An 18,373-nucleotide genomic window follows, 5' to 3' on the forward strand; every position below is an offset into this window, starting at 1 on the left:
CGGGTCCGCGCAACGTCTGACAAAATGTCACAGTCTGGTCCTGCTCCCGGAGCAATGGTTGAGGACACCCTGAAGGCAATCCGGATCCGTTTGCGAGGGGGCCACTTGCCAGCAGTTTTGATCCAGAGTATCAGCCGCCCGGACTTGACGGGGGCTGGAACCCTGACGGACTCAGGGCTCCAATGCACCAGACCCGCGATCACATCGTCAAAGAGGTTCAGGGACTTCGGGCCATCGCCGTCCTATCCGTCCTGATCTATCATCTCTGGCCCGCAGTCCTGCCGGGCGGGTATGTCGGCGTCGACGTGTTCTTCGTGATTTCGGGCTTCCTGATCACCGGCTCGCTCATCAGGGAGTTCGAGACCACGGGAAGGATCAGCATTTCAGGGTTTTATGCCCGTCGGATCAGGCGCCTGCTTCCTGCGGCAACGCTCGTCTCGGCGGCGGTCGCGCTATCCATCCCCCTTTTCCCCAAAGGCTCTTGGCCCGACATCGTCAGCGGCATCATGGCAAGCGCCGCCTATGTCCAGAACTGGCTTCTGGCCGAGCAGGCCGTGGACTACCTAGCCGGCGATGCGAAAGGGCCCATGAACCACTTCTGGTCCCTGTCGGTCGAGGAGCAGTACTACATCGTCTGGCCCTTGATCCTGGCCCCAGTTGTCGCCGCTGCTCGCAGCGCTGGCTTCGACCCCCGCCGAGCGTTCGGATGGATTATTGCCATTATAGGCGGCGGATCGCTGGCTTATTCCGTTTTCCTCACTCCGCTTGACCCCGGAACAGCCTATTTCGCAACCACCACCCGGGCCTGGGAACTGGCGCTTGGCGGCGCTCTCGCCATCGTCCTTGCCAGGAGCGTTCTCGTTGATTCCCAGCGTGCGACCCTGGGACTGCTCGGCATTCTTGGCATAGCTGTCGCCTGCACTGCCTATGACGAGAGCACGGCTTTTCCCGGCTATGCGGCGCTCCTCCCCACCGTGGCCGCAGCGGCGGTGATTGCCTCAAGCGGATCGCGCGCAGTCTGGTCGGCGCGTGGGATCCTAAGTTCACCACCCTTCCAGTACTTCGGCGACATCTCCTATTCCCTTTATCTCTGGCATTGGCCGCTGATCGTCGTGTACGGCGAGGCCACCAGCCGCACCATTGGGCTTTTCGAAGGCCTCGCGCTTCTCTTGGTGTCGTGCGGTCTTGCGCATCTGAGCAAGGTCTATGTCGAGGATCGTTTCAGGATTCCCTCCTTCTCCGTTAGGGGCACCGTTGCAGCCGGTGCCGCATGCATCGCGGCGACGCTCCTGCTGGGAGTGGCTTATCTCGGAATAAGTGGGCCGGGCCAGGATGTGCTGGCCTCGGGCGAGAACAGGCGCGGGGCTCTTGCGATGGTCGATCCTCGATACGATTGGCGCAACGAGGATATCGACGATGTCATTCCGAAGCCGGAGAACGTCAAAAAGGATGTGCCGAAAATTTATGCAAGCAAGTGCCATCAAGAACAGAGGAGGTCAGAGGTTCTGACCTGCGCTTATGGAGATCCAGGCGCCGAGATCAAGATCGTCATGATCGGGGACTCCCATGCCGGACATTTCTATCCAGCGTTCGAGGAGCTCACGCGCAATGGATCGCTCTACTTTCGGGGCATATCCAAGTCGGCGTGCCTGTTTTCAATGGAAGCGTTTTATCACCGGCCCTTCAAGCGCCTCTATACCGAGTGCCTCGAGTGGTCGAAAAACGTCATTGCTTGGCTGGAGCGCGAGCGACCTGATCTTGTTCTGATCTCACAATCGACCAGTTATCCCGAGACAGCTCCGAAGGCCATGGCGGCCGCATGGTCGCGTCTGATCGAAATGGGGCTCGATGTGCGCCCTATACGCTCTACTCCAGTGCTCGCGTTCGATCCGGACAAATGCTTAATCGATAGCAAGAACTGGAGCATCGATTGTGCTCCAACGCGAGACATCGCCTTCAGAACGGACCTCGTAGCGAAAGCCGCCGATGAACTGAAGCTGCGCGTCTTGGATTTGACGAAATATCTGTGCGGTGCCGATCGATGTCCGATCGTGATCGGCGGCACCTTGGTCTATCGAGATCGGCACCATTTGACGGCGACATTCGCCAGGAGCCTCGGCAACGCCTTTGAAAGGGAATTGTATCTTGATGCTCGCATGAACTAGTTCATGCAAATCAAGTAATGCCCTCTCACGGCTCCTCCGGCCGCCGCGCAAGACAGGGGTCAAGGACGATGTAGTCCGGATTCGGGCGGCTGTAGCCGCCGGTGACCGTCACCACGTCGCCGACCTTCATGTCGTTGGTCTGGTAGGTGACGCAGAGCACCTTCGGGTCGGGCGCGGTGCCGCACAGGCCGAGATAGGCCAGCGTGCCGTCGAAATGGACGAGGGCGAGGGGGCCGGTCACGCTGAAATCGATCCGAGTCGCACCCGTTTCTCGATCCTTCGTCAGCTCGCGAACCTCATGGCATCGCGCCTGATAGTCCGGTTTCATGTCCGGGTCTGCGAACGGATTTTTCCCAGGCTGTTCCTGGCCGCGTGCGTCCGGCATCGAGCCGATGACCAGCACGGCCGTGAACGCGAGCATGAGGCTTCGTGCCGGTTGCCGGAGTGGCATCGTTCACCTGCCTAAACGTGCTGGCCGCCGTTGATGTGGAGCTCCGCGCCGGTGACGTAGGAACTCGCATCCGTGCAGAGGAAGTAGATGGCCTTGGCGACCTCGTCCGGGGTGCCGAGGCGGCGCATCGGCAATTGCTCGACGATCTTCTCCGTCCCGGGCGAGAGGATCGCCGTGTCGATCTCTCCCGGCGAGATGGCGTTCACGCGCACGCCCAGCGGTCCGAAATCGCCGGCCATCTCGCGGGTGAGGGCCGCGAGCGCCGCCTTGGAGGTGGCATAGGCCGCACCCGCGAAGGGGTGGACGCGGGAGCCCGCGATGGAGGTCACGTTGACCACCGAGCCCTTGGCCTTCGTGAGTTCGTCCTGCAGGCCGCGGGCGAGCATGATCGAGGCGAAGAAGTTCACCTGGAAGACCCGCACCCAGTCCTCGTAGCTGGTGTCGAGGGTTCCGAGCCGGGAGCCGCCAGATCCTTTGGGGGAGATGCCCGCATTGTTCACGAGCGCATGCAGGCAGCCGCCCTCGACGGCAAGCCGCTCCTTGACCTCCGTGATGGCGCGGCGGGTGTCCTGCGCATCCGCAAGATCGACCTGCAGGTGGTCTTCCGGTCCCATCTCCCACGGGCAGTTCTCGGGAAAGCCGTGCCGCGAGCAGGTGATGACCCGCCACCCGGCCGCCGAGAAACGCTTGACGGTGGCATGCCCGATCCCCCGGCTGGCGCCGGTGAGCAGCATGATGCGGCGGGAATTGCTGCGCGAAGAGGACATGGAGGTTCTCTGTAAGAGGGTGCAGACCCTTATCCCGGTTCGGGGTCAGGGTCTATGGCGCGGATCGCGTATCAGGGATACAACCGCACCTTCCGCCAGCCGTCGCCCTCGCGGGTGAAGACGACCCGATCGTGGAGCCGAAACGGCTTGTCCTGCCAGAACTCGATGGACACCGGATCGATGCGGAAACCCGTCCAATAGGGCGGACGCGGCACCTCGCCGATGGCGTATTTGGCCGTGTTCACGGCCACGGCCTTTTCCAGGGCGAAGCGGCTCTCCAGCGGACGCGATTGCTGGCTCGCCCAGGCGCCGATGCGGCTGTCGCGGGCGCGGCTCTGGAAATAGGCGTCGGCTTCCGCGTCGCTGACCACGGTCACCGGACCCCGGGCGCGGACCTGCCGGCGCAGGCTCTTCCAGTGCAGAACGATCGCGGCCTTCCTCTGCCCGAGCAACTCGCGGCCCTTGTTGGATTCCGTGTTGGTGTAGAACACGAAGCCGTTCTCGTCGAAGCCCTTGAGCAGCACCATGCGGACATTGGGCAGTCCGGTCTCGTCGACGGTCGCCAGCGCCATGGCGTTGGGATCGTTGGGCTCCGACGCCTCGGCTTCCGTCATCCAGGCGTTGAAGAGCGCGAAGGGCTCTTGCGATTCAGTGAAGTCACCGGTTGTTAACGGGTTCAATGTCTTATCTCGTTCTGTGACTTTTGGTTCTGGGGGATCCAACGCGTGACGTGGATCAATGCGCGCCGTTATAGATCAGATGCTTGCCGGAGCGAAGCCATGAAGCTGCTGGCGGTCGGCCTGATCGCCCTGTGCACGAGCGCGTGCAGCTTCTCCTTCGGCCTCTCCGCCCTGGACGACGAAGAACCCAAGTCGACGGGCGCCATTGCCGCCAAGGCGGTCACCCCCCTGTCCGCCGATCTCGACGGCGAGGACTGGCGCCGGGCCAAGGCGGCGCTCGCGGTGGCCCTCGATCCGCAGGGCCCCGGCACCCAGGTGTCGTGGGACAATCCCGCCACCACCATGAAGGGCACCTTCACGCCGGTGGGCGCGCCTTTCGTGAAGAACGACGAAATCTGCCGCAGCTTCTCGGCCCATCTGAGCGGCCCTTCTGCATCCTCCCTCCATGGAACGGCGTGCCGCCCTTCCGGCGGCGAATGGACGATCCAGGACGTCAAACCCCTGAAGGCCCAAGCCAAAGTTTAGGTCTTGCAAGGTCTAGCTTTAGTCGGGTGTGGCGTTGCAAACGGGCAACACTTCGCCCATATGACCGTCAAACCCGTTGAGCTCTCAAGCTCCCAATCCGACGGTTCATGGATTCCACAATGCGAAACCCCTACGACGTTCTAGGCGTATCCCGCTCCGCGAGCGAAGCGGAGATCAAGAAGGCGTTCCGCAAACTCGCCAAGACCTACCATCCCGACAGCAACAAGGACGACCCCAAGGCGAAGGACAAATTCGCCGAGGCGAACTCCGCCTATGAGATCCTCGGCGATGCGGGAAAACGTGCCCAGTTCGACCGGGGCGAGATCGATGCGGAGGGCAAGCCGCGCTTCCAGGGCTTCGAAGGGTTCGGCGGCGGGCGGGGCGGTGCGCGGTCCGAGGACTTTTCCGGCTTCAGCGGCTTCGGCGGCGGCTCCCGTCGTTCGAGCCGGAGCGGGTTCGGAGCCGATCTCGGGGACGACATCTTCTCCCAGTTCTTCGCCGACGCCTTCCGCCAGGGTGGCGAGAGCCCACGCCAGAGCCGCGGTCGCTCCCAGAAAGGCGAGGACGTGGCCGCGACCCTGACCGTGACCCTGGAAGAGGTGGCGCAGGAGGCCAAGAAGCGCATCAGGCTCTCCACCGGCCGTGACGTGGACGTGGTGATCCCCAAGGGCGTGAGCGATGGCCAGGTGATCCGCCTGCGGGGTCTGGGCCAGGGGGCTCCCGGCATCGATCCCGGCGATGCGCTGCTCACCATTGCTTTCGCCCGCCATGAGCGCTTCACGCCGGAAGGGTCCGATCTGCGCCTGCGGCTGCCGGTCGAGATCGAGGAGGCGATCCTCGGCGGCTCGATCCGCGTCCCGACCCTGACCGGCACGGTGGAGATGGCGATCCCGCCCATGACCAATTCCGGCCGCACCTTCCGCCTGCGCGGCAAGGGCCTGCCCACCAAGACCGGGCACGGCGATCTCTTCGTGACCACGGAGATCAGGCTGCCCGAGGTCGTGGACGAGGAGCTGATCGACTATGCCCGCAAGCGCCGCTCGGCCAAGGCGAAGTAAAGATTGGTCGTGGAAGGTCTGCTCCTCCCATCGGGAAGAACACCCTCCCACGTCATGGCCGGGCCTGTCCCGGCCATCCCGACCCTGTGAAGCGCTACGCTGTTCCAATCGGGATCACCGGCACAAGGCCGGTGATGACGTGGTGGGGATGTCGCTCCAGGCGGCCGGATCGTCTCAAGCCTTATATGAGGGCTTCCCCGTGGTCGCTCGGTCGGCTAAAGAGGCCGTTCTTTATTGACCTGTCCAGCGACGATCTAGGTGAATCATGGCGGAGACGAAGGCCACCGGCATTCTGGCCGGTAAGCGTGGCTTGGTGATGGGCGTGGCGAACAACCGTTCGATCGCCTGGGGCATTGCGCAGGCTGCCCGCCAGCACGGAGCGGAACTCGCCTTCACCTATCAGGGCGATGCCCTGAAGAAGCGCGTCGAGCCCCTGGCGAAGGAACTCGACGCCCATGTGGTCGGCCATTGCGACGTGACGGACGGCGCCACCATCGATGCGGTGTTCGAGGAAGTGAAGCGCCTCTGGGGCTCCATCGACTTCGTGATCCACTGCATCGCCTTCTCGGATAAGGACGAGCTCACCGGCCGCTACGTCGAGACCTCCGAGGGGAACTTCACCAAGTCGCTCCTGATCTCCTGCTATTCCTTCACGGCGATCGCCCAGCGGGCCGAGAAGCTGATGAACGACGGCGGCTCGCTGCTGACGCTGACCTATTACGGCGCCGAGAAGTGGATGCCGCACTACAACGTCATGGGCGTGGCCAAGGCGGCGCTCGAGGCTTCGGTGCGCTATCTGGCGGCCGATCTCGGCCCCAAGAACATCCGCGTCAACGCCATCTCGGCCGGCCCGATCAAGACGCTCGCCGCCTCCGGCATCGGCGATTTCCGCTACATCCTGAAGTGGAACGAGTACAACTCGCCGCTCCGCCGCACGGTCACCATCGAGGAGGTCGGCGAGACGGCCGCCTATCTCGTCTCCGACATGTCCCGCGGCATGACCGGCGAGATCCTTCATGTGGATGCCGGCTACCACGTGGTCGGCATGAAGAACCCGGAAGCGCCGGATCTGTCCCTCGACAAAGAGTAACCCAGCGTATCGCGTCATCCAGCGTATCGGACTTAAAGCCGTGACCCCGTCCCGCCCCAAGATCTACTTCATTCGCCATGGCGAGACGGACTGGAATCTGGAGGGACGACTCCAGGGCCAGAAGGACATCCCGCTCAACGATGTCGGCCGCGTCCAGGCGGAAGAGGCGGCGCGCAAGCTTCAGGCCCTGGTGCCTCACTATGAGGACCTCGCCTATGTGGCGAGCCCCATGACCCGCACCCGCGAGACCATGGAGATCCTGCGCGCGACGCTCGGCCTGCACCCGGAAGTCTACCGGCTCGACGATCGCCTGGTCGAACTGACCTTCGGCGTCTGGGAGGGCATGACCTGGAAGGAAGTGCGCAAGGCCGAGCCGGCGCTGGCGGCCCTGCGCGAGCAGGACAAGTGGCATTACGCTCCACCCGGCGGCGGCGAGAGCTACGCCATGCTGGTCGACCGCATCCGCCCGATCCTGGACGATCTCACCCGCGATACGGTGATCGTCGCCCATGGCGGTGTCGCCCGGGCCTTTCTGGCGATCTGCTGCGGAGTCTCCTCGCGCCAGGCCGCCAGCATGGACATCTGGCAGGGCCGGATCCTCGTGATCGAGGGACGCAATCACCGCTGGGTGTGACGGGGCTGGCGTCGAGACAACTTATCGCCGCGTTCCCGCGTTGTCAGAATATGCAATACGTCTGCGATGCTCCGGGGGCGAAGACGTGGTTTCGGATCGAGACCGAAGGCGAGGCCGTGCGTGAATCGGATGCGATGGGCCACGCCGTCGAGAAGCACTTCCGCCATGCCTGGGAGGCTGCCGCCAACAGCTATCAGGCGACCTCCAGTCCCTTCATCGAGCGGAATATCGGTCTTAAGGCACACGTGCAGCGCATGATGCCGCTGTTCCTGACCTTGCGCGACGATGAGGGAAAAACGCTCGTTACGGCGATGCTGCCGCCGGGTGGGGAGGACGATCCGCATTTCAGGATCATCGTCGTCGGACCCGGGAACCGCGATCCTTATTCGGAGCACGGGGATGCCATCGGCGCGCTGGGCGGACATTTCGGCCTCGTCCTCAACCGCGACCGTTGCTATCCGTATCGGTAAAGGTCGACGCCGATGGCATAAACCCGTGACGGTCCACGTCCAGGACTCCGGCTTGAAACTCACTCTCCACGTCATCACCGGGCTTGTCCCGGTGATCCCGATGGATTGAAGCGCCTGCGCCTCACCGGATCGGGATGGCCGGCACAAGGCCGGCCATGACGGGAGAGGCTATCCACGGAAGGCTGGTGCGATGCCTGTCGTCCGCCAGGCTCAAGGGCTGATCACGCAGCTTGCTCCGTCCAGGAACTGAGCAGTATCATTCCGGTTATACCTGAGCGCGCAGGCCGCATGGGCCTGCCGTGGATCTAGACCGTCATGGCCACACTCGCCGACGCCCATACCGATGATGCGAGAGCCGGCAGCGCCTCGCGGACGGTGGTCCTCGGCGCTCTGGGGGTCGTGTTCGGCGATATCGGCACCAGCCCGCTTTACGCGTTGAGGGAAGCGGCGACCGCAGCCAACCACGGGGTCCTGTCGCAGGCGACGGTCATGGGGGTGTTGTCCCTCATCCTGTGGTCGCTGATCGTCGTCATCTCGATCAAGTACTGCCTGTTCATCCTGCGGGCCGACAACCGCGGCGAAGGCGGGATCATCGCGCTGCTCGCGCTCCTGGGCGTCCGGCGCATTCAGCCCGGCTCCTGGCGCATGTACCTGTCCGTGCTCGGTCTCATCGGCACGGCGCTGCTCTATGCCGACGGCACGATCACGCCCGCCATCTCCGTCCTGAGCGCCATCGAGGGCCTCTCCGTCGACTCAGACCGGTTCCAGCCTTACGTGCTCCCGATCACGATGGCCATTCTGGTGACGCTGTTCGCCGTTCAGCGCATGGGCACCGGCCGGATCGGGCGCATCTTCGGCCCGTTCATGCTAATCTGGTTCTCGGTGCTGGGATTGCTCGGGCTCGGCGGGATCGTGGCCGCTCCCGGGGTGGTCGCCGCGATCAACCCGGTCCATGCGCTGGCCTTTCTGATCGACACGGACATCTCGGTCACGCTCGCGGTTCTCGCTGCGGTGTTCCTCACCGTGACGGGCGGAGAAGCTCTCTATGCCGATCTCGGCCATTTCGGTCCGGTCCCGATCCGCAACGCGTGGTTCTTCATCGTTCTGCCGGCCCTCATGCTCAACTATTTCGGCCAGGGGGCGCTCCTGCTGACGAACCCGGGTGCGGTCGAGAGCCCGTTCTATCACCTCGCTCCCGATTGGGCGCATTATCCGCTCGTGGTCCTCGCCACCTTCGCGACCGTCATCGCCTCGCAGGCCGTCATCACGGGCGCCTTCTCGCTGACGCAGCAGGCGATCCAGCTCGGGTTCCTGCCCAGGATGCGGGTCATCCATACGTCGAGCCACGAACGGGGCCATGTCTATGTGCCCTTCGTGAACTGGGCCCTTGCCCTGCTGACCTTCGCGGCCGTCCTCGGTTTCGGTTCGTCCAGCAACCTTGCCGGCGCCTATGGCCTGGCCGTGTCGCTCGACATGGTGATCACGACGATCCTGGCGACCTTCGTCGCCCTGCATTGGGGCCATCGACCCATCCTCGTCTATCTGCTGAACGGGTTCCTGCTGCTGGTCGATCTGGTCTTCTTCGCGGCCAACACGACGAAGCTCCTGGAGGGCGGCTGGTTCCCGCTTCTGATCGCGCTGAGCGCGGCCTTCATGATGCTGACATGGCGCAAGGGGCAGCAGCTCGTCCAGCGGGCGCGGACGCACTTGCGCATGTCCACGAAGGATTTCCTGCACCTGCTGGAGCAGCAGCCGCCGATCCGCATCCCGGGCACGGCGGTGATCATGTCCGCATCGCCGACGGGCATTCCCGGAACCCTTCTGCATCACCTCAAGCACAACCGGGTGCTGCACGAGACCGTGTTCCTGGTGTCGGTCGTGGTCACCGACGAGCCGACGGTCAAAGAGGACGCGTGCGTTCATCTCGTGCCGATCGGCGAGGGCGTTCAGCGCCTTGTCCTGCGTCTCGGCTTTACCGAAAAGCCTGATGTGCCCTCGGTGCTGCGTCTCGCGGCCGCTCACCTTCGCCTGCCCGATTTCGATCCCGACGCCATCACCTATTATGTCGGCCGCCAGACGGTCGTGGCCTCCAAGGCGCTTCCCGGTATGGCCTTCTGGCGCGAGGTTATCTTCGCCATGCTGAACCGCAACGCCGAGCTGACCGCGGACTATTTCTGCATCCCGGCCGCTCAGGTCGTCGAGATCGGCAGTTCCATCGAAATCTGATCCGATACGTGTAGCATTCCCGGCGGCCGCAGGCCGGGAGGGGGACATTCGCTCTCGGCCTGGCTGACGGGTTCCCGCCCCCCTGCGCTGCGCTTCGGCCGGGAAGGACACCGGCTGGTTCCCGTGCATCCTCTCCCCCGTCATGGCCGGGCTTGTGCCGGCCATCCCGATCCGGTGAGGCGCAGTGCTTTGCGGATCGGGATCACCAAGACGGGGGCGGTGGTGACGGAGAGGGTGAGATGGTATGTTCTCACTTCGTTCCTGACACTGTGTTTCATCCGGGCTAGACCCTGCTCATCCCGGCCCGACGGGGGACGCGCTCGCGAGGCGTCGCAAGAGTGGGGCGGGGAGCGGTCCTGCAGCAGGCCTCGCACGCCGGTTGGCGGGAGGCCCTTGGCAGCCCTGGGCTGGTCCAAGTCTAAACCCCTAACAGTCCCGCGTGCGAGGCGCCGTCCGGCTCTTCCCATTCCACCATCCACATCGAGCCGGGCTGCCCAGCGCGCCACCCTCGATCACCTCACGGCTCGGAGCCCACCGGCTCCGGGCCTACAGGTGCTGGCTCTGTGACAGACGCATGACAAGACTTGCATGGCCGGATGCCACCACCGCTGGTGCAGGCTTTCGGTTATCGAAACGACCGGTTGTTGAGCCATAGCCAAGAATATGATCTTGATAGATACTATGTTTCATATTCCGAGGTTCGTCATGTATCGCATCTTCGTCGCCGCAGCGGGGCTGGCCCTGCTCACAGGGTCCGCATCCGCCGAGACCATCGAGCGGACCGTAAAGGCAAACACGATTTCGGCGCTTGGTGGGTTCCTGGGCTACGAGGTGAACACCTGCTATCCCTCGGTAATCCCCGACGTGAAGGTTCGCCAGGCGCCTGCCAATGGGACCATTCAGATCCGCCCGCATGAACAGGCGCTGGGGAAGGAATCGCGCTGCCCAGGCACGAAGATTCGCGGTCTCGCCTACGTCTACACACCGAAGAAGGGCTTCAAGGGAACGGATGAGATCGTTCTCGACATCCCTTGGACCTGGAATGAAGTCAGCCCCCAGTCGATCATAACCTATACCTACCGGATCCGCGTGGAATAACGCCGGACAAGACACAGCCCGTCGGTCAGCAGGAATCGGGAATACGGCTGAGGAGCAAATTGCATCGCACGTGACACCCGGCCGCTTTGGTTCTAAGACGCCGTGAACATCGAAGAAGCGCCATGTCCCACAACACCTTCGGCCACCTGTTCCGCGTCACCACCTTCGGCGAAAGCCATGGCCCCGCCCTGGGCTGCGTGGTCGATGGTTGCCCGCCCATGATCCCGCTCGAGGCGTCCGAGATCCAGGCGGAGCTCGACCGCCGCCGTCCGGGCCAGTCGCGCTTCACCACCCAGCGCCAGGAGCCGGATCAGGTCAAAATCCTCTCCGGCGTGTTCATGGACGAGCGCACGGGCAGGCAGGTGACGACCGGCACGCCGATCGCGCTGATGATCGAGAACGTGGACCAGCGCTCCAAGGATTATTCGGAGATCAAGGAATCCTACCGACCGGGGCACGCGGATTTCACCTACGACGTGAAATACGGCATCCGCGACTATCGTGGCGGCGGCCGCTCCTCGGCCCGCGAGACGGCGGCCCGCGTGGCGGCAGGGGCCATTGCCCGCAAGGTGCTCCCCGGAATCACCATTCGCGGCGCCCTCGTGCAGATGGGGCCGCACGCCATCGAGCGCGGCAACTGGGATTGGGACGAGGTGGCGCGCAACCCGTTCTTCTGCCCGGACGCGAAGGCGGCCCAGTTCTACGAGGACTATCTCGACGGCCTGCGCAAGGACGGCTCCTCCATCGGGGCGGTCCTGGAGATCGTGGCGGAGGGCGTGCCCGCCGGCCTCGGCGCTCCGATCTACGGCAAGCTCGATTCCGACCTCGCCTCGGCGCTGATGTCGATCAATGCGGTCAAGGGGGTCGAGATCGGCGATGGCTTCGCGGCGGCGGCCCTCCGCGGCGAGGAGAATGCGGACGAGATGCGCCCCGGCAACCAGGGCGCACCCACATTCCTGTCGAACCATGCCGGCGGCGTGCTCGGCGGCATCTCCACGGGCCAGCCCGTGGTGTGCCGCTTTGCCGTGAAGCCGACCTCCTCGATCCTCACCCCCAGGGCCAGCGTCACCCGCTCGGGCGCCGAGGCGGAGGTTCGGACCAAGGGGCGGCACGACCCCTGCGTGGGCATCCGGGCGGTGCCGGTCGGTGAGGCCATGGTGGCCTGCGTTCTGGCGGATCACCTCTTGCGCCATCGCGGTCAGGTCGGCCAGGGAGCCTCTTGGCCGTTCGAGGCTTGAGATCATCCAGGCGTTACCAGCCTCATCTGCAGGTTGAGGGAACAGGAAAGAGCGTGGACACAACCTGAACGTCATGGCCGGCCTTGTGCCGGCCATCTCGATCGGAAGAGCGCGGTGCTTCAAGCGATCGGGTTCACCGGCACAAGGCCGGTGAGGACAACGGAGTTGGATCTGGTGCCCTCAGCCCTGCAGCGATTCTGCAAAACCCGGATTGTAGATTTTAGTTTTACTAAAATCTCTCCATCCGCTAAGCCTCCGGCATGAGACTGGCTGATTGGTTGTCCCGCAACAGTGTGTCGCGCGTCGCGTTCGCGCGGCGGATCGGCGTCACTCCTGGCGCCGTCACCCAGCTGTGCAATTCCAACCAAGCCTGGCTCTCCCGGGACACAGCCGAATTGATCACCCGTGAAACCCGAGGGGCCGTCACGCCCAACGATTTTCTGCCCGAATCCGCCAAGGAGGCCTTGATGCCCCATTCCGTCACCGAAGCCGTCGAGGCTTTCGCCCGTGGTGAAATCGTGATCGTCACCGACGACGACGACCGCGAGAACGAAGGCGATCTCATCGTCGCCGCCTCCCTCTGCACGCCGGAGAAGATGGCCTTCATCATCCGCAACACCTGCGGCATCGTCTGCGCGCCGCTCACCGTCGCGGAGGCCCGCCGCCTGCGGCTCGACCCGATGGTGCAGGCGAACGACGCGCCGCTCGGCACGGCGTTCACGGTCACCGTGGACGTGAGGCACGGGCTGACCACGGGCATCTCCGCCGAGCAGCGTTCGAACACCGTGCGGGCGCTCGCCAACAACAATATGGGTGCGGCCGATTTCGTGCGCCCCGGCCATGTCTTCCCGCTCATCGCCAAGGATGGCGGCGTGCTCATGCGCTCCGGCCACACGGAGGCGGCGGTCGACCTGTGCAAGCTCGCGAACCTGCCGCCGGTCGGCGTGATCTGCGAACTCGCCAACGACGATGGCACGGTGATGAAGGGGCCGCAGATCGATGCCTTCGCGGAGACGCACAATCTCAAACGCATCTCGGTCGCCGATCTGATCGCCTACCGTCAGGCGCGGGAAAAGCTCGTCGAGCGGATCGGGACGTTCCCGGTGGAGACCCAGTGGGGCCCGTTCACGGGCTATGCCTATTCGACGCCCTTCGACAGCGTGCAGCATATCGCGCTCGTCCATGGCCGCATCGGCGACGGCACGAACATTCCGGTACGCCTCCACCGTGCCAATGCGCTCACCGACGTGTTCGAGGGCGGCAAGACGGTGAACGCCGCTCTCCAGCGTTTCGTCAAGGAGGGCAGGGGCGTTCTCGTCTATCTGCGCGACGGCACCGCCGGCGTTCCGACCACGTCCTTCTCGGACAGCGAGGAGGCGGGCTCGGAAGCGATGCGCTCGAGCCAGTGGCGCGAGATCGGCCTCGGTGCGCAGATCCTGCGGGATCTCGGCGTCGCGTCGATCCGCAACCTCGCGACGTCGAACCGTTCCTATGTGGGCCTGAGCGGCTTCGGCATCGAGCTGCTGGGGGACGAACCGATCGAGTGTTGAGGCGCGGGATTGGATCGTCGCACCGGAAACGCCAAAGCCTAAAGCCGCTTTTGCCGGGGGTAGCGCCAGTCTAGCCTTTGCCGTGACGGTCTCTCACATGGGTTGGAGCCTGCTCTCTGTAAGAGGCAGGCTCCAGGGTCGATGAACTTACCTCATCTCCGCTTCCAGGGCGATGACACGATTGTTATCATCGAGCACGCAATAGGATGCGTTGCGGATCCTGCGTGTTTCCACGACCTCTTCGCCCTCGAACGTGTCTTCACGTACGGCCATGCTGACATGCTTATGGCCGCCGAAGAGATTTGGAACACGTGCCACGCTGTAGAAAGTGATTTGAATCACTCTTTCGGAATCTTGTGATGCATCACGTGGATCGCGGAACATCCGATTGTACTTCGACTCGACATATTGCGCACAGCTTCTTGCTTCGGGCGTGTCCCAGTTTCCACGGTGCAGCCTTTGCGCCAGCGCCGATGAGGATGTGGCTAAGGCTGTAAACCCGCATGTTACAGCGAACAGCAGGCCATAAGTCATTTTCGATACTGTCATTGCGCCCCCTAAATGGCGGCATGAAATATCGTGTGGTTGAGCTGGGCAGTAAACAGGTGGGCAGGTTAGTCTTTGTGTATAGGTAAATTAATGTACCTAATAACATTTCAATTCAAAATGGATATGCAACTAAGTTGCTTATTTGAATGAGCGGTAATCATAAAGCTTATAAAGTACCGGGAATCACAACTTTCGAAACGTTGGATCTTGACTAAAATGTGGCAAAGAACTTCCCTTTCCCCATGAACCGATAAGGTTCAATTTTTGGGGGCATTTATGAAGAAGTACATTTCACTCGCTCTGGCGGGATCGCTGGCGATCGCTCCGATCGCCTCGGCCAGTGCACAAGGATTGGGTGCCGTTCTTGGCGGCGGATTGGGAGCTGCGGTCGGAGCCGCTGCCGGCGGCCGTCATGGAGCTGGGGGAGCCCTTGTTGGCGGTATCATCGGCGTTGCGATGGGCACCATCCTTGAGCAGTTGAGCCAAGCTGAGCAAAACAACCGGCAGCAGGCCTTGCAGAAGGCTGCTCGTGGAAAGTCGGCCAGCTGGTCGAGCTCCGGCAAGAGCGGAAAGAAGGCGCGATACGTGAACAAGGGCACGGTCGCCTCTGCCGATGGCAAAAAGTGCTCGAAGATCCAAGAGACGATTACTCTCCCGGACGGAAAGCAGGGTACGTCCGAAGAGACGGTCTGCTTCGCAGCCTAATGCAGGTCAAAGACAATGGCTTCTTATCGCTTAATAGTCGGTGCCCTGCTGTTGGGAACCTTCGGTTGCTCCCTTGCGGCACAGGCTCAAGAGCTCGTGCTTGACGGTCTCTATGACTGCGCTCGCGCGACGAATGGCCGAACCTACTGCCGCCAGAGGGCGACCAAAAACTTCACTCCCGTAAGCGAGGAATTCTACCAGCGGTATCAAGCCATCCGGACCGGCGCACCCATGGGTGCGCCGGCCACCGTCAACCAGACGCAAACGAACCAGCAGCAGATCAACAACACGACGAACATCAACATCATCGTCGACAACCTTGATCGGGAAACGGCTGATATCGAAGGGCAGATGGCGCTTCTGTCCAAGGTGATCGAGGAGCAGCGTGAACTGAAAAGCTCTGGTCGCGAGGCCTCCGTTGCCGTGGATCGCACACTTGCCGCGATCCAGAGCCGGATGGACAAGCTGAAGTCTGTCCACTCCGATAAAACCAAGGAACGTTCGAAGTACCAGACGAATGTTCGTCCGATCAACGAGAACCCGTACATCACGGCCCGTAAGGCGTCGGAGATCTATCCCAAGATCCCCTATTATATCCCTGGGACAAAGGAGATCGGAGAGTTCTGGGTGGAGCCGCAGGTGAGCGACGAGGGGCAACTCATCTTCAAGTTCCGCTTCATCGATACCGGCTCACAGGAAGACAAGACTCGCGCCGTGATCGAGATGCGTCCCGGCGATCTGGAGCGCACTCAGAAGGCGTTACTGAAGCTCTATGAGTGGTCCGAGATTGCTCAGGAGAAGAAGATCCGCAAGAGCTATACGAAGCGCCTCGATTGCTTCCCGATGGAGAACTGTCCGCCCGAGGGCCAGAAGATCGACGGCAAGGCCTCTACGGAAATCCTGTTCGAAGTGGACAGCGATGGAGCCACCAACGGACGCATCCAGCGCAACAAGGGCCGCTTCGAGGAAGCCTACAACGTCTCGGTCGAGAGCGGCCTGATGCTGCAGGCCTATATGCGCTACGTTCTTAAGGAAGGGCGGCAGGAGCACGAGGCAGGTTCGCAGACCAAGGAAGATCTGGACAAGATATTCAACTGAGTGCAAGGCGCGTCGCGGGTGGCGACGCGCCTTTGTGAACGCCCTTAAGCCCCGGTCTCGCGCCCCATCAGCGCATCGAGGTGGAAGGCGGTCGACTTCGCCAGACCTTCGAGGTCGTAGCCGCCTTCGAGAACGGAAACGATCCGCCGACCACAATGGCGCTCGGCGAGATCCATCAGCTTCTGCGTTGCCCAGGCGAAGTCCGTTTCCATGAGGTTCAGGCTGGCGAGCGGGTCGCGCCAATGGGCGTCGAAGCCTGCCGAGATGACGATCAGGTCAGGGGCGAAGGCATCGATGCGCGGCAGGATGGCCGTGTCCACCGTGTCCCGGAACGCGTCGCTGCCATCGCCCGCGTTCAAGGGCGCATTGACGATCGTGCCGTGCTCGCCCGTCTCGGAGAGGGCGCCGGTCCCCGGGTACAAGGGGGCTTCGTGGGTCGAGCAGTAGAGCACGCTCTGATCCGACCAGAAGATGTCCTGCGTGCCATTGCCGTGGTGCACATCCCAGTCGAAGATCGCGACCCGCTCGGCGCCATGGCGCTTCTGGGCATGACGCGCGGCGATGGCTGCGTTGTTGAAGAAGCAGAAGCCCATGGCCCGGATGCGTTCGGCGTGGTGCCCCGGCGGGCGCATGGCGACGAAAGCGTTGGTCGCCCGGCCCGACATGACCTCGTCCACCGCCAGCACCGCGCCGCCGGCACCGCGCAGGGCCGCCTCGTAGGTGCCCGGCGACATCACCGTATCCTCGTCAATCCTGACTAACCCTTCTCGGGGGCTGATGTCCCGGAGCCGGACGATGTAGTCTTCCGGATGGGCAAGGGCGAGGCTCTCCATCTCGGCCATCGGCGCCTGCTCGCGGATGAGCGAGGTGAACCGCTCCTTCTCAAGGGCGCGCTCGATGGCGCGGATGCGGTCGGGCCGTTCGGGATGACCAATCGGCGTCTGGTGGTCGAGGCTGGCCGGATGGGCGATGTAGAGCGTGGACATGTGCGTTCTTGAATAAGGATTGTCGCGAGTGTCGCAGCGTCACGAGCGGCTGTCTATGTTGTTGCGATGCAACACTTTCCAATGCGGAGCCGTGCCATGGTGTGTTTCGATTCGACTTAACGACGTCACGGCCTATAACCCGGCCTGAAACGAAATTTTGTCTCGACCCACGCTGAGTTTGCAGAGCTTTACACGATGCGCCTTTCCCGTCTGCCCCTTCTTTTGGCAATGATCACGGCTCTCGCCGGATGCAACTTCAAAGGCGTCCCGGATCCCCAGGTCTCGGCCCGTGATACCGAGTGGATGGCGCAAGTCCCGAAGGCCGAGGACGATCCACGCTTCGGCCGCTACCTGATCGATGATCCCACGGGCGAGGCACCGGGCACCATCGTGGTCGACACCAAGGAGCGCCAGCTCTACTACGTTCAGGCCAACAAGAAGGCGATCCGCTACGGCGTCGCCGTCGGCGACGAGGCCTATGGCTGGACCGGCACGGCCACCATCGCCCGCAAGGCGGAATGGCCGGATTGGAATCCGCCCGCCGAGATGAAGGCCCGCTGGCCGCATGTCCAATACACGAAGGGCGGCCCTGACAATCCGCTCGGCGCGCGCGCTCTCTACCTTTACGAGGGCAACAAGGACACGCTCTATCGCATCCACGGCACGAACGAGCCGGAGAAGATCGGCCATGCGGTGTCCTCGGGCTGCATCCGAATGCGCAACATCGACGTCGTCGACCTTTACAACCGCGTTTCCCTGAACACGAAGGTCATCGTCCGCTAGAGCATCGAGCCCACGCGCGAGATGCACTTTTGATCCGCACCAGATGCGCCCCATTCAGGCGGCGCATCGGTCGGCGGGAAAATCGAGAAACTTTTTCAATCACGGTTCGCCAGATTCGCCGCCAGGTGGCTTAGCTGTTCTCATGTCGAGCGGGATGCAGCTATCTGGCTCTCGGAAGCCTTTGCTGATCTTTTGCGTGTGATGCCGCGCGATCTCGGGCGAAATACTGGAGATAAGCAGGACATTGCTTGGGCCCGGAAACTGGCCATGTGTCCAGCTTGACCATGCGGCGCCTTTTAT

At 62.9% G+C, this 18,373-nt stretch carries 18 protein-coding genes; 13 read left to right on the forward strand and 5 right to left on the reverse strand.

Translation table 11 applies throughout. From position 1 onward, the window contains the following. Positions 1-182: 182 nt before the first annotated feature. Positions 183-2,165: an acyltransferase family protein gene (locus ACD578_RS02060; protein ID WP_404290416.1), complete on the forward strand. Its 1,983-nt coding sequence runs from the start codon at positions 183-185 to the stop codon at positions 2,163-2,165. A gap of 25 nt (positions 2,166-2,190) precedes the next feature. Here ACD578_RS02060 and ACD578_RS02065 read toward each other — a convergent pair whose 3' ends face one another. The 3 genes from ACD578_RS02065 to pdxH all read right to left on the reverse strand — a co-directional run bounded on the left by ACD578_RS02065 (position 2,191) and on the right by pdxH (position 4,063). After that, entirely contained in the window at positions 2,191-2,616 is a 426-nt protein-coding gene (locus ACD578_RS02065; RefSeq protein ID WP_404290418.1) for a hypothetical protein, read from the reverse strand. 11 nt (positions 2,617-2,627) lie between these two features. Next, on the reverse strand, positions 2,628-3,350 hold the full coding sequence (locus tag ACD578_RS02070) for an SDR family NAD(P)-dependent oxidoreductase (protein WP_404293661.1): 723 nt from the start codon (positions 3,348-3,350) through the stop codon (positions 2,628-2,630). 104 nt (positions 3,351-3,454) lie between these two features. Next, positions 3,455-4,063 carry a pyridoxamine 5'-phosphate oxidase gene (pdxH, locus tag ACD578_RS02075; RefSeq protein WP_404290420.1) on the reverse strand — a complete coding sequence of 203 codons (609 nt, stop codon included), beginning with the start codon at positions 4,061-4,063 and terminating at the stop codon, positions 3,455-3,457. Between the two features lie 99 nt (positions 4,064-4,162). On the opposite strand from pdxH, the gene ACD578_RS02080 reads away from it, so the two are divergent. The 9 genes from ACD578_RS02080 (at position 4,163) to ribB (ending at position 13,952) form a co-directional block, all read left to right on the forward strand. After that, complete coding sequence (locus tag ACD578_RS02080; protein ID WP_404290422.1) at positions 4,163-4,588, forward strand: RT0821/Lpp0805 family surface protein; 426 nt, start codon at positions 4,163-4,165, stop codon at positions 4,586-4,588. Positions 4,589-4,707: 119 nt separating this feature from the next. Further along, positions 4,708-5,646 (forward strand): DnaJ C-terminal domain-containing protein, encoded by a 939-nt coding sequence (locus ACD578_RS02085; RefSeq protein WP_404290424.1) that lies wholly within the window; start codon positions 4,708-4,710, stop codon positions 5,644-5,646. 265 nt (positions 5,647-5,911) lie between these two features. Then, positions 5,912-6,736, forward strand: a complete 825-nt coding sequence (gene fabI, locus ACD578_RS02090; protein ID WP_009764813.1) for an enoyl-ACP reductase FabI — start codon at positions 5,912-5,914, stop codon at positions 6,734-6,736. Positions 6,737-6,776: 40 nt separating this feature from the next. Next, positions 6,777-7,370 (forward strand): histidine phosphatase family protein, encoded by a 594-nt coding sequence (locus ACD578_RS02095; protein WP_404290427.1) that lies wholly within the window; start codon positions 6,777-6,779, stop codon positions 7,368-7,370. Positions 7,371-7,486: 116 nt separating this feature from the next. Beyond that, on the forward strand, positions 7,487-7,840 hold the full coding sequence (locus ACD578_RS02100; protein ID WP_404290429.1) for a hypothetical protein: 354 nt from the start codon (positions 7,487-7,489) through the stop codon (positions 7,838-7,840). A gap of 315 nt (positions 7,841-8,155) precedes the next feature. Then, positions 8,156-10,066, forward strand: coding sequence for a potassium transporter Kup (locus ACD578_RS02105; RefSeq protein ID WP_404290431.1), 1,911 nt, complete (start codon positions 8,156-8,158; stop codon positions 10,064-10,066). Positions 10,067-10,771: 705 nt separating this feature from the next. Then, positions 10,772-11,164, forward strand: coding sequence for a hypothetical protein (locus tag ACD578_RS02110; RefSeq protein WP_404290433.1), 393 nt, complete (start codon positions 10,772-10,774; stop codon positions 11,162-11,164). A gap of 122 nt (positions 11,165-11,286) precedes the next feature. Continuing rightward, complete coding sequence (aroC, locus tag ACD578_RS02115; RefSeq protein WP_404290435.1) at positions 11,287-12,402, forward strand: chorismate synthase; 1,116 nt, start codon at positions 11,287-11,289, stop codon at positions 12,400-12,402. Positions 12,403-12,662: 260 nt separating this feature from the next. Further along, entirely contained in the window at positions 12,663-13,952 is a 1,290-nt protein-coding gene (gene ribB / locus ACD578_RS02120; RefSeq protein ID WP_404290437.1) for a 3,4-dihydroxy-2-butanone-4-phosphate synthase, read from the forward strand. A gap of 147 nt (positions 13,953-14,099) precedes the next feature. On the opposite strand, the gene ACD578_RS02125 is transcribed toward ribB, so the two are convergent. Continuing rightward, complete coding sequence (locus ACD578_RS02125; RefSeq protein WP_404290439.1) at positions 14,100-14,501, reverse strand: hypothetical protein; 402 nt, start codon at positions 14,499-14,501, stop codon at positions 14,100-14,102. A gap of 276 nt (positions 14,502-14,777) precedes the next feature. Here ACD578_RS02125 and ACD578_RS02130 point away from each other — a divergent pair, with 276 nt between their 5' ends. After that, positions 14,778-15,206 carry a hypothetical protein gene (locus ACD578_RS02130; RefSeq protein WP_404290441.1) on the forward strand — a complete coding sequence of 143 codons (429 nt, stop codon included), beginning with the start codon at positions 14,778-14,780 and terminating at the stop codon, positions 15,204-15,206. Between the two features lie 96 nt (positions 15,207-15,302). Next, positions 15,303-16,304 carry a hypothetical protein gene (locus ACD578_RS02135; RefSeq protein ID WP_404290443.1) on the forward strand — a complete coding sequence of 334 codons (1,002 nt, stop codon included), beginning with the start codon at positions 15,303-15,305 and terminating at the stop codon, positions 16,302-16,304. Positions 16,305-16,348: 44 nt separating this feature from the next. Here the strand turns inward: ACD578_RS02135 and ACD578_RS02140 are convergent, their stop codons facing one another. Beyond that, positions 16,349-17,290: a histone deacetylase family protein gene (locus ACD578_RS02140; RefSeq protein ID WP_404290445.1), complete on the reverse strand. Its 942-nt coding sequence runs from the start codon at positions 17,288-17,290 to the stop codon at positions 16,349-16,351. Between the two features lie 195 nt (positions 17,291-17,485). Here ACD578_RS02140 and ACD578_RS02145 point away from each other — a divergent pair, with 195 nt between their 5' ends. Then, entirely contained in the window at positions 17,486-18,073 is a 588-nt protein-coding gene (locus ACD578_RS02145) for a L,D-transpeptidase (RefSeq protein ID WP_404290447.1), read from the forward strand. The last annotated feature ends 300 nt before the right edge of the window (positions 18,074-18,373 follow it).

Origin of the sequence: Microvirga sp. RSM25, assembly GCF_044784385.1 — a bacterium.
GTDB lineage: Bacteria > Pseudomonadota > Alphaproteobacteria > Rhizobiales > Beijerinckiaceae > Microvirga > Microvirga tunisiensis.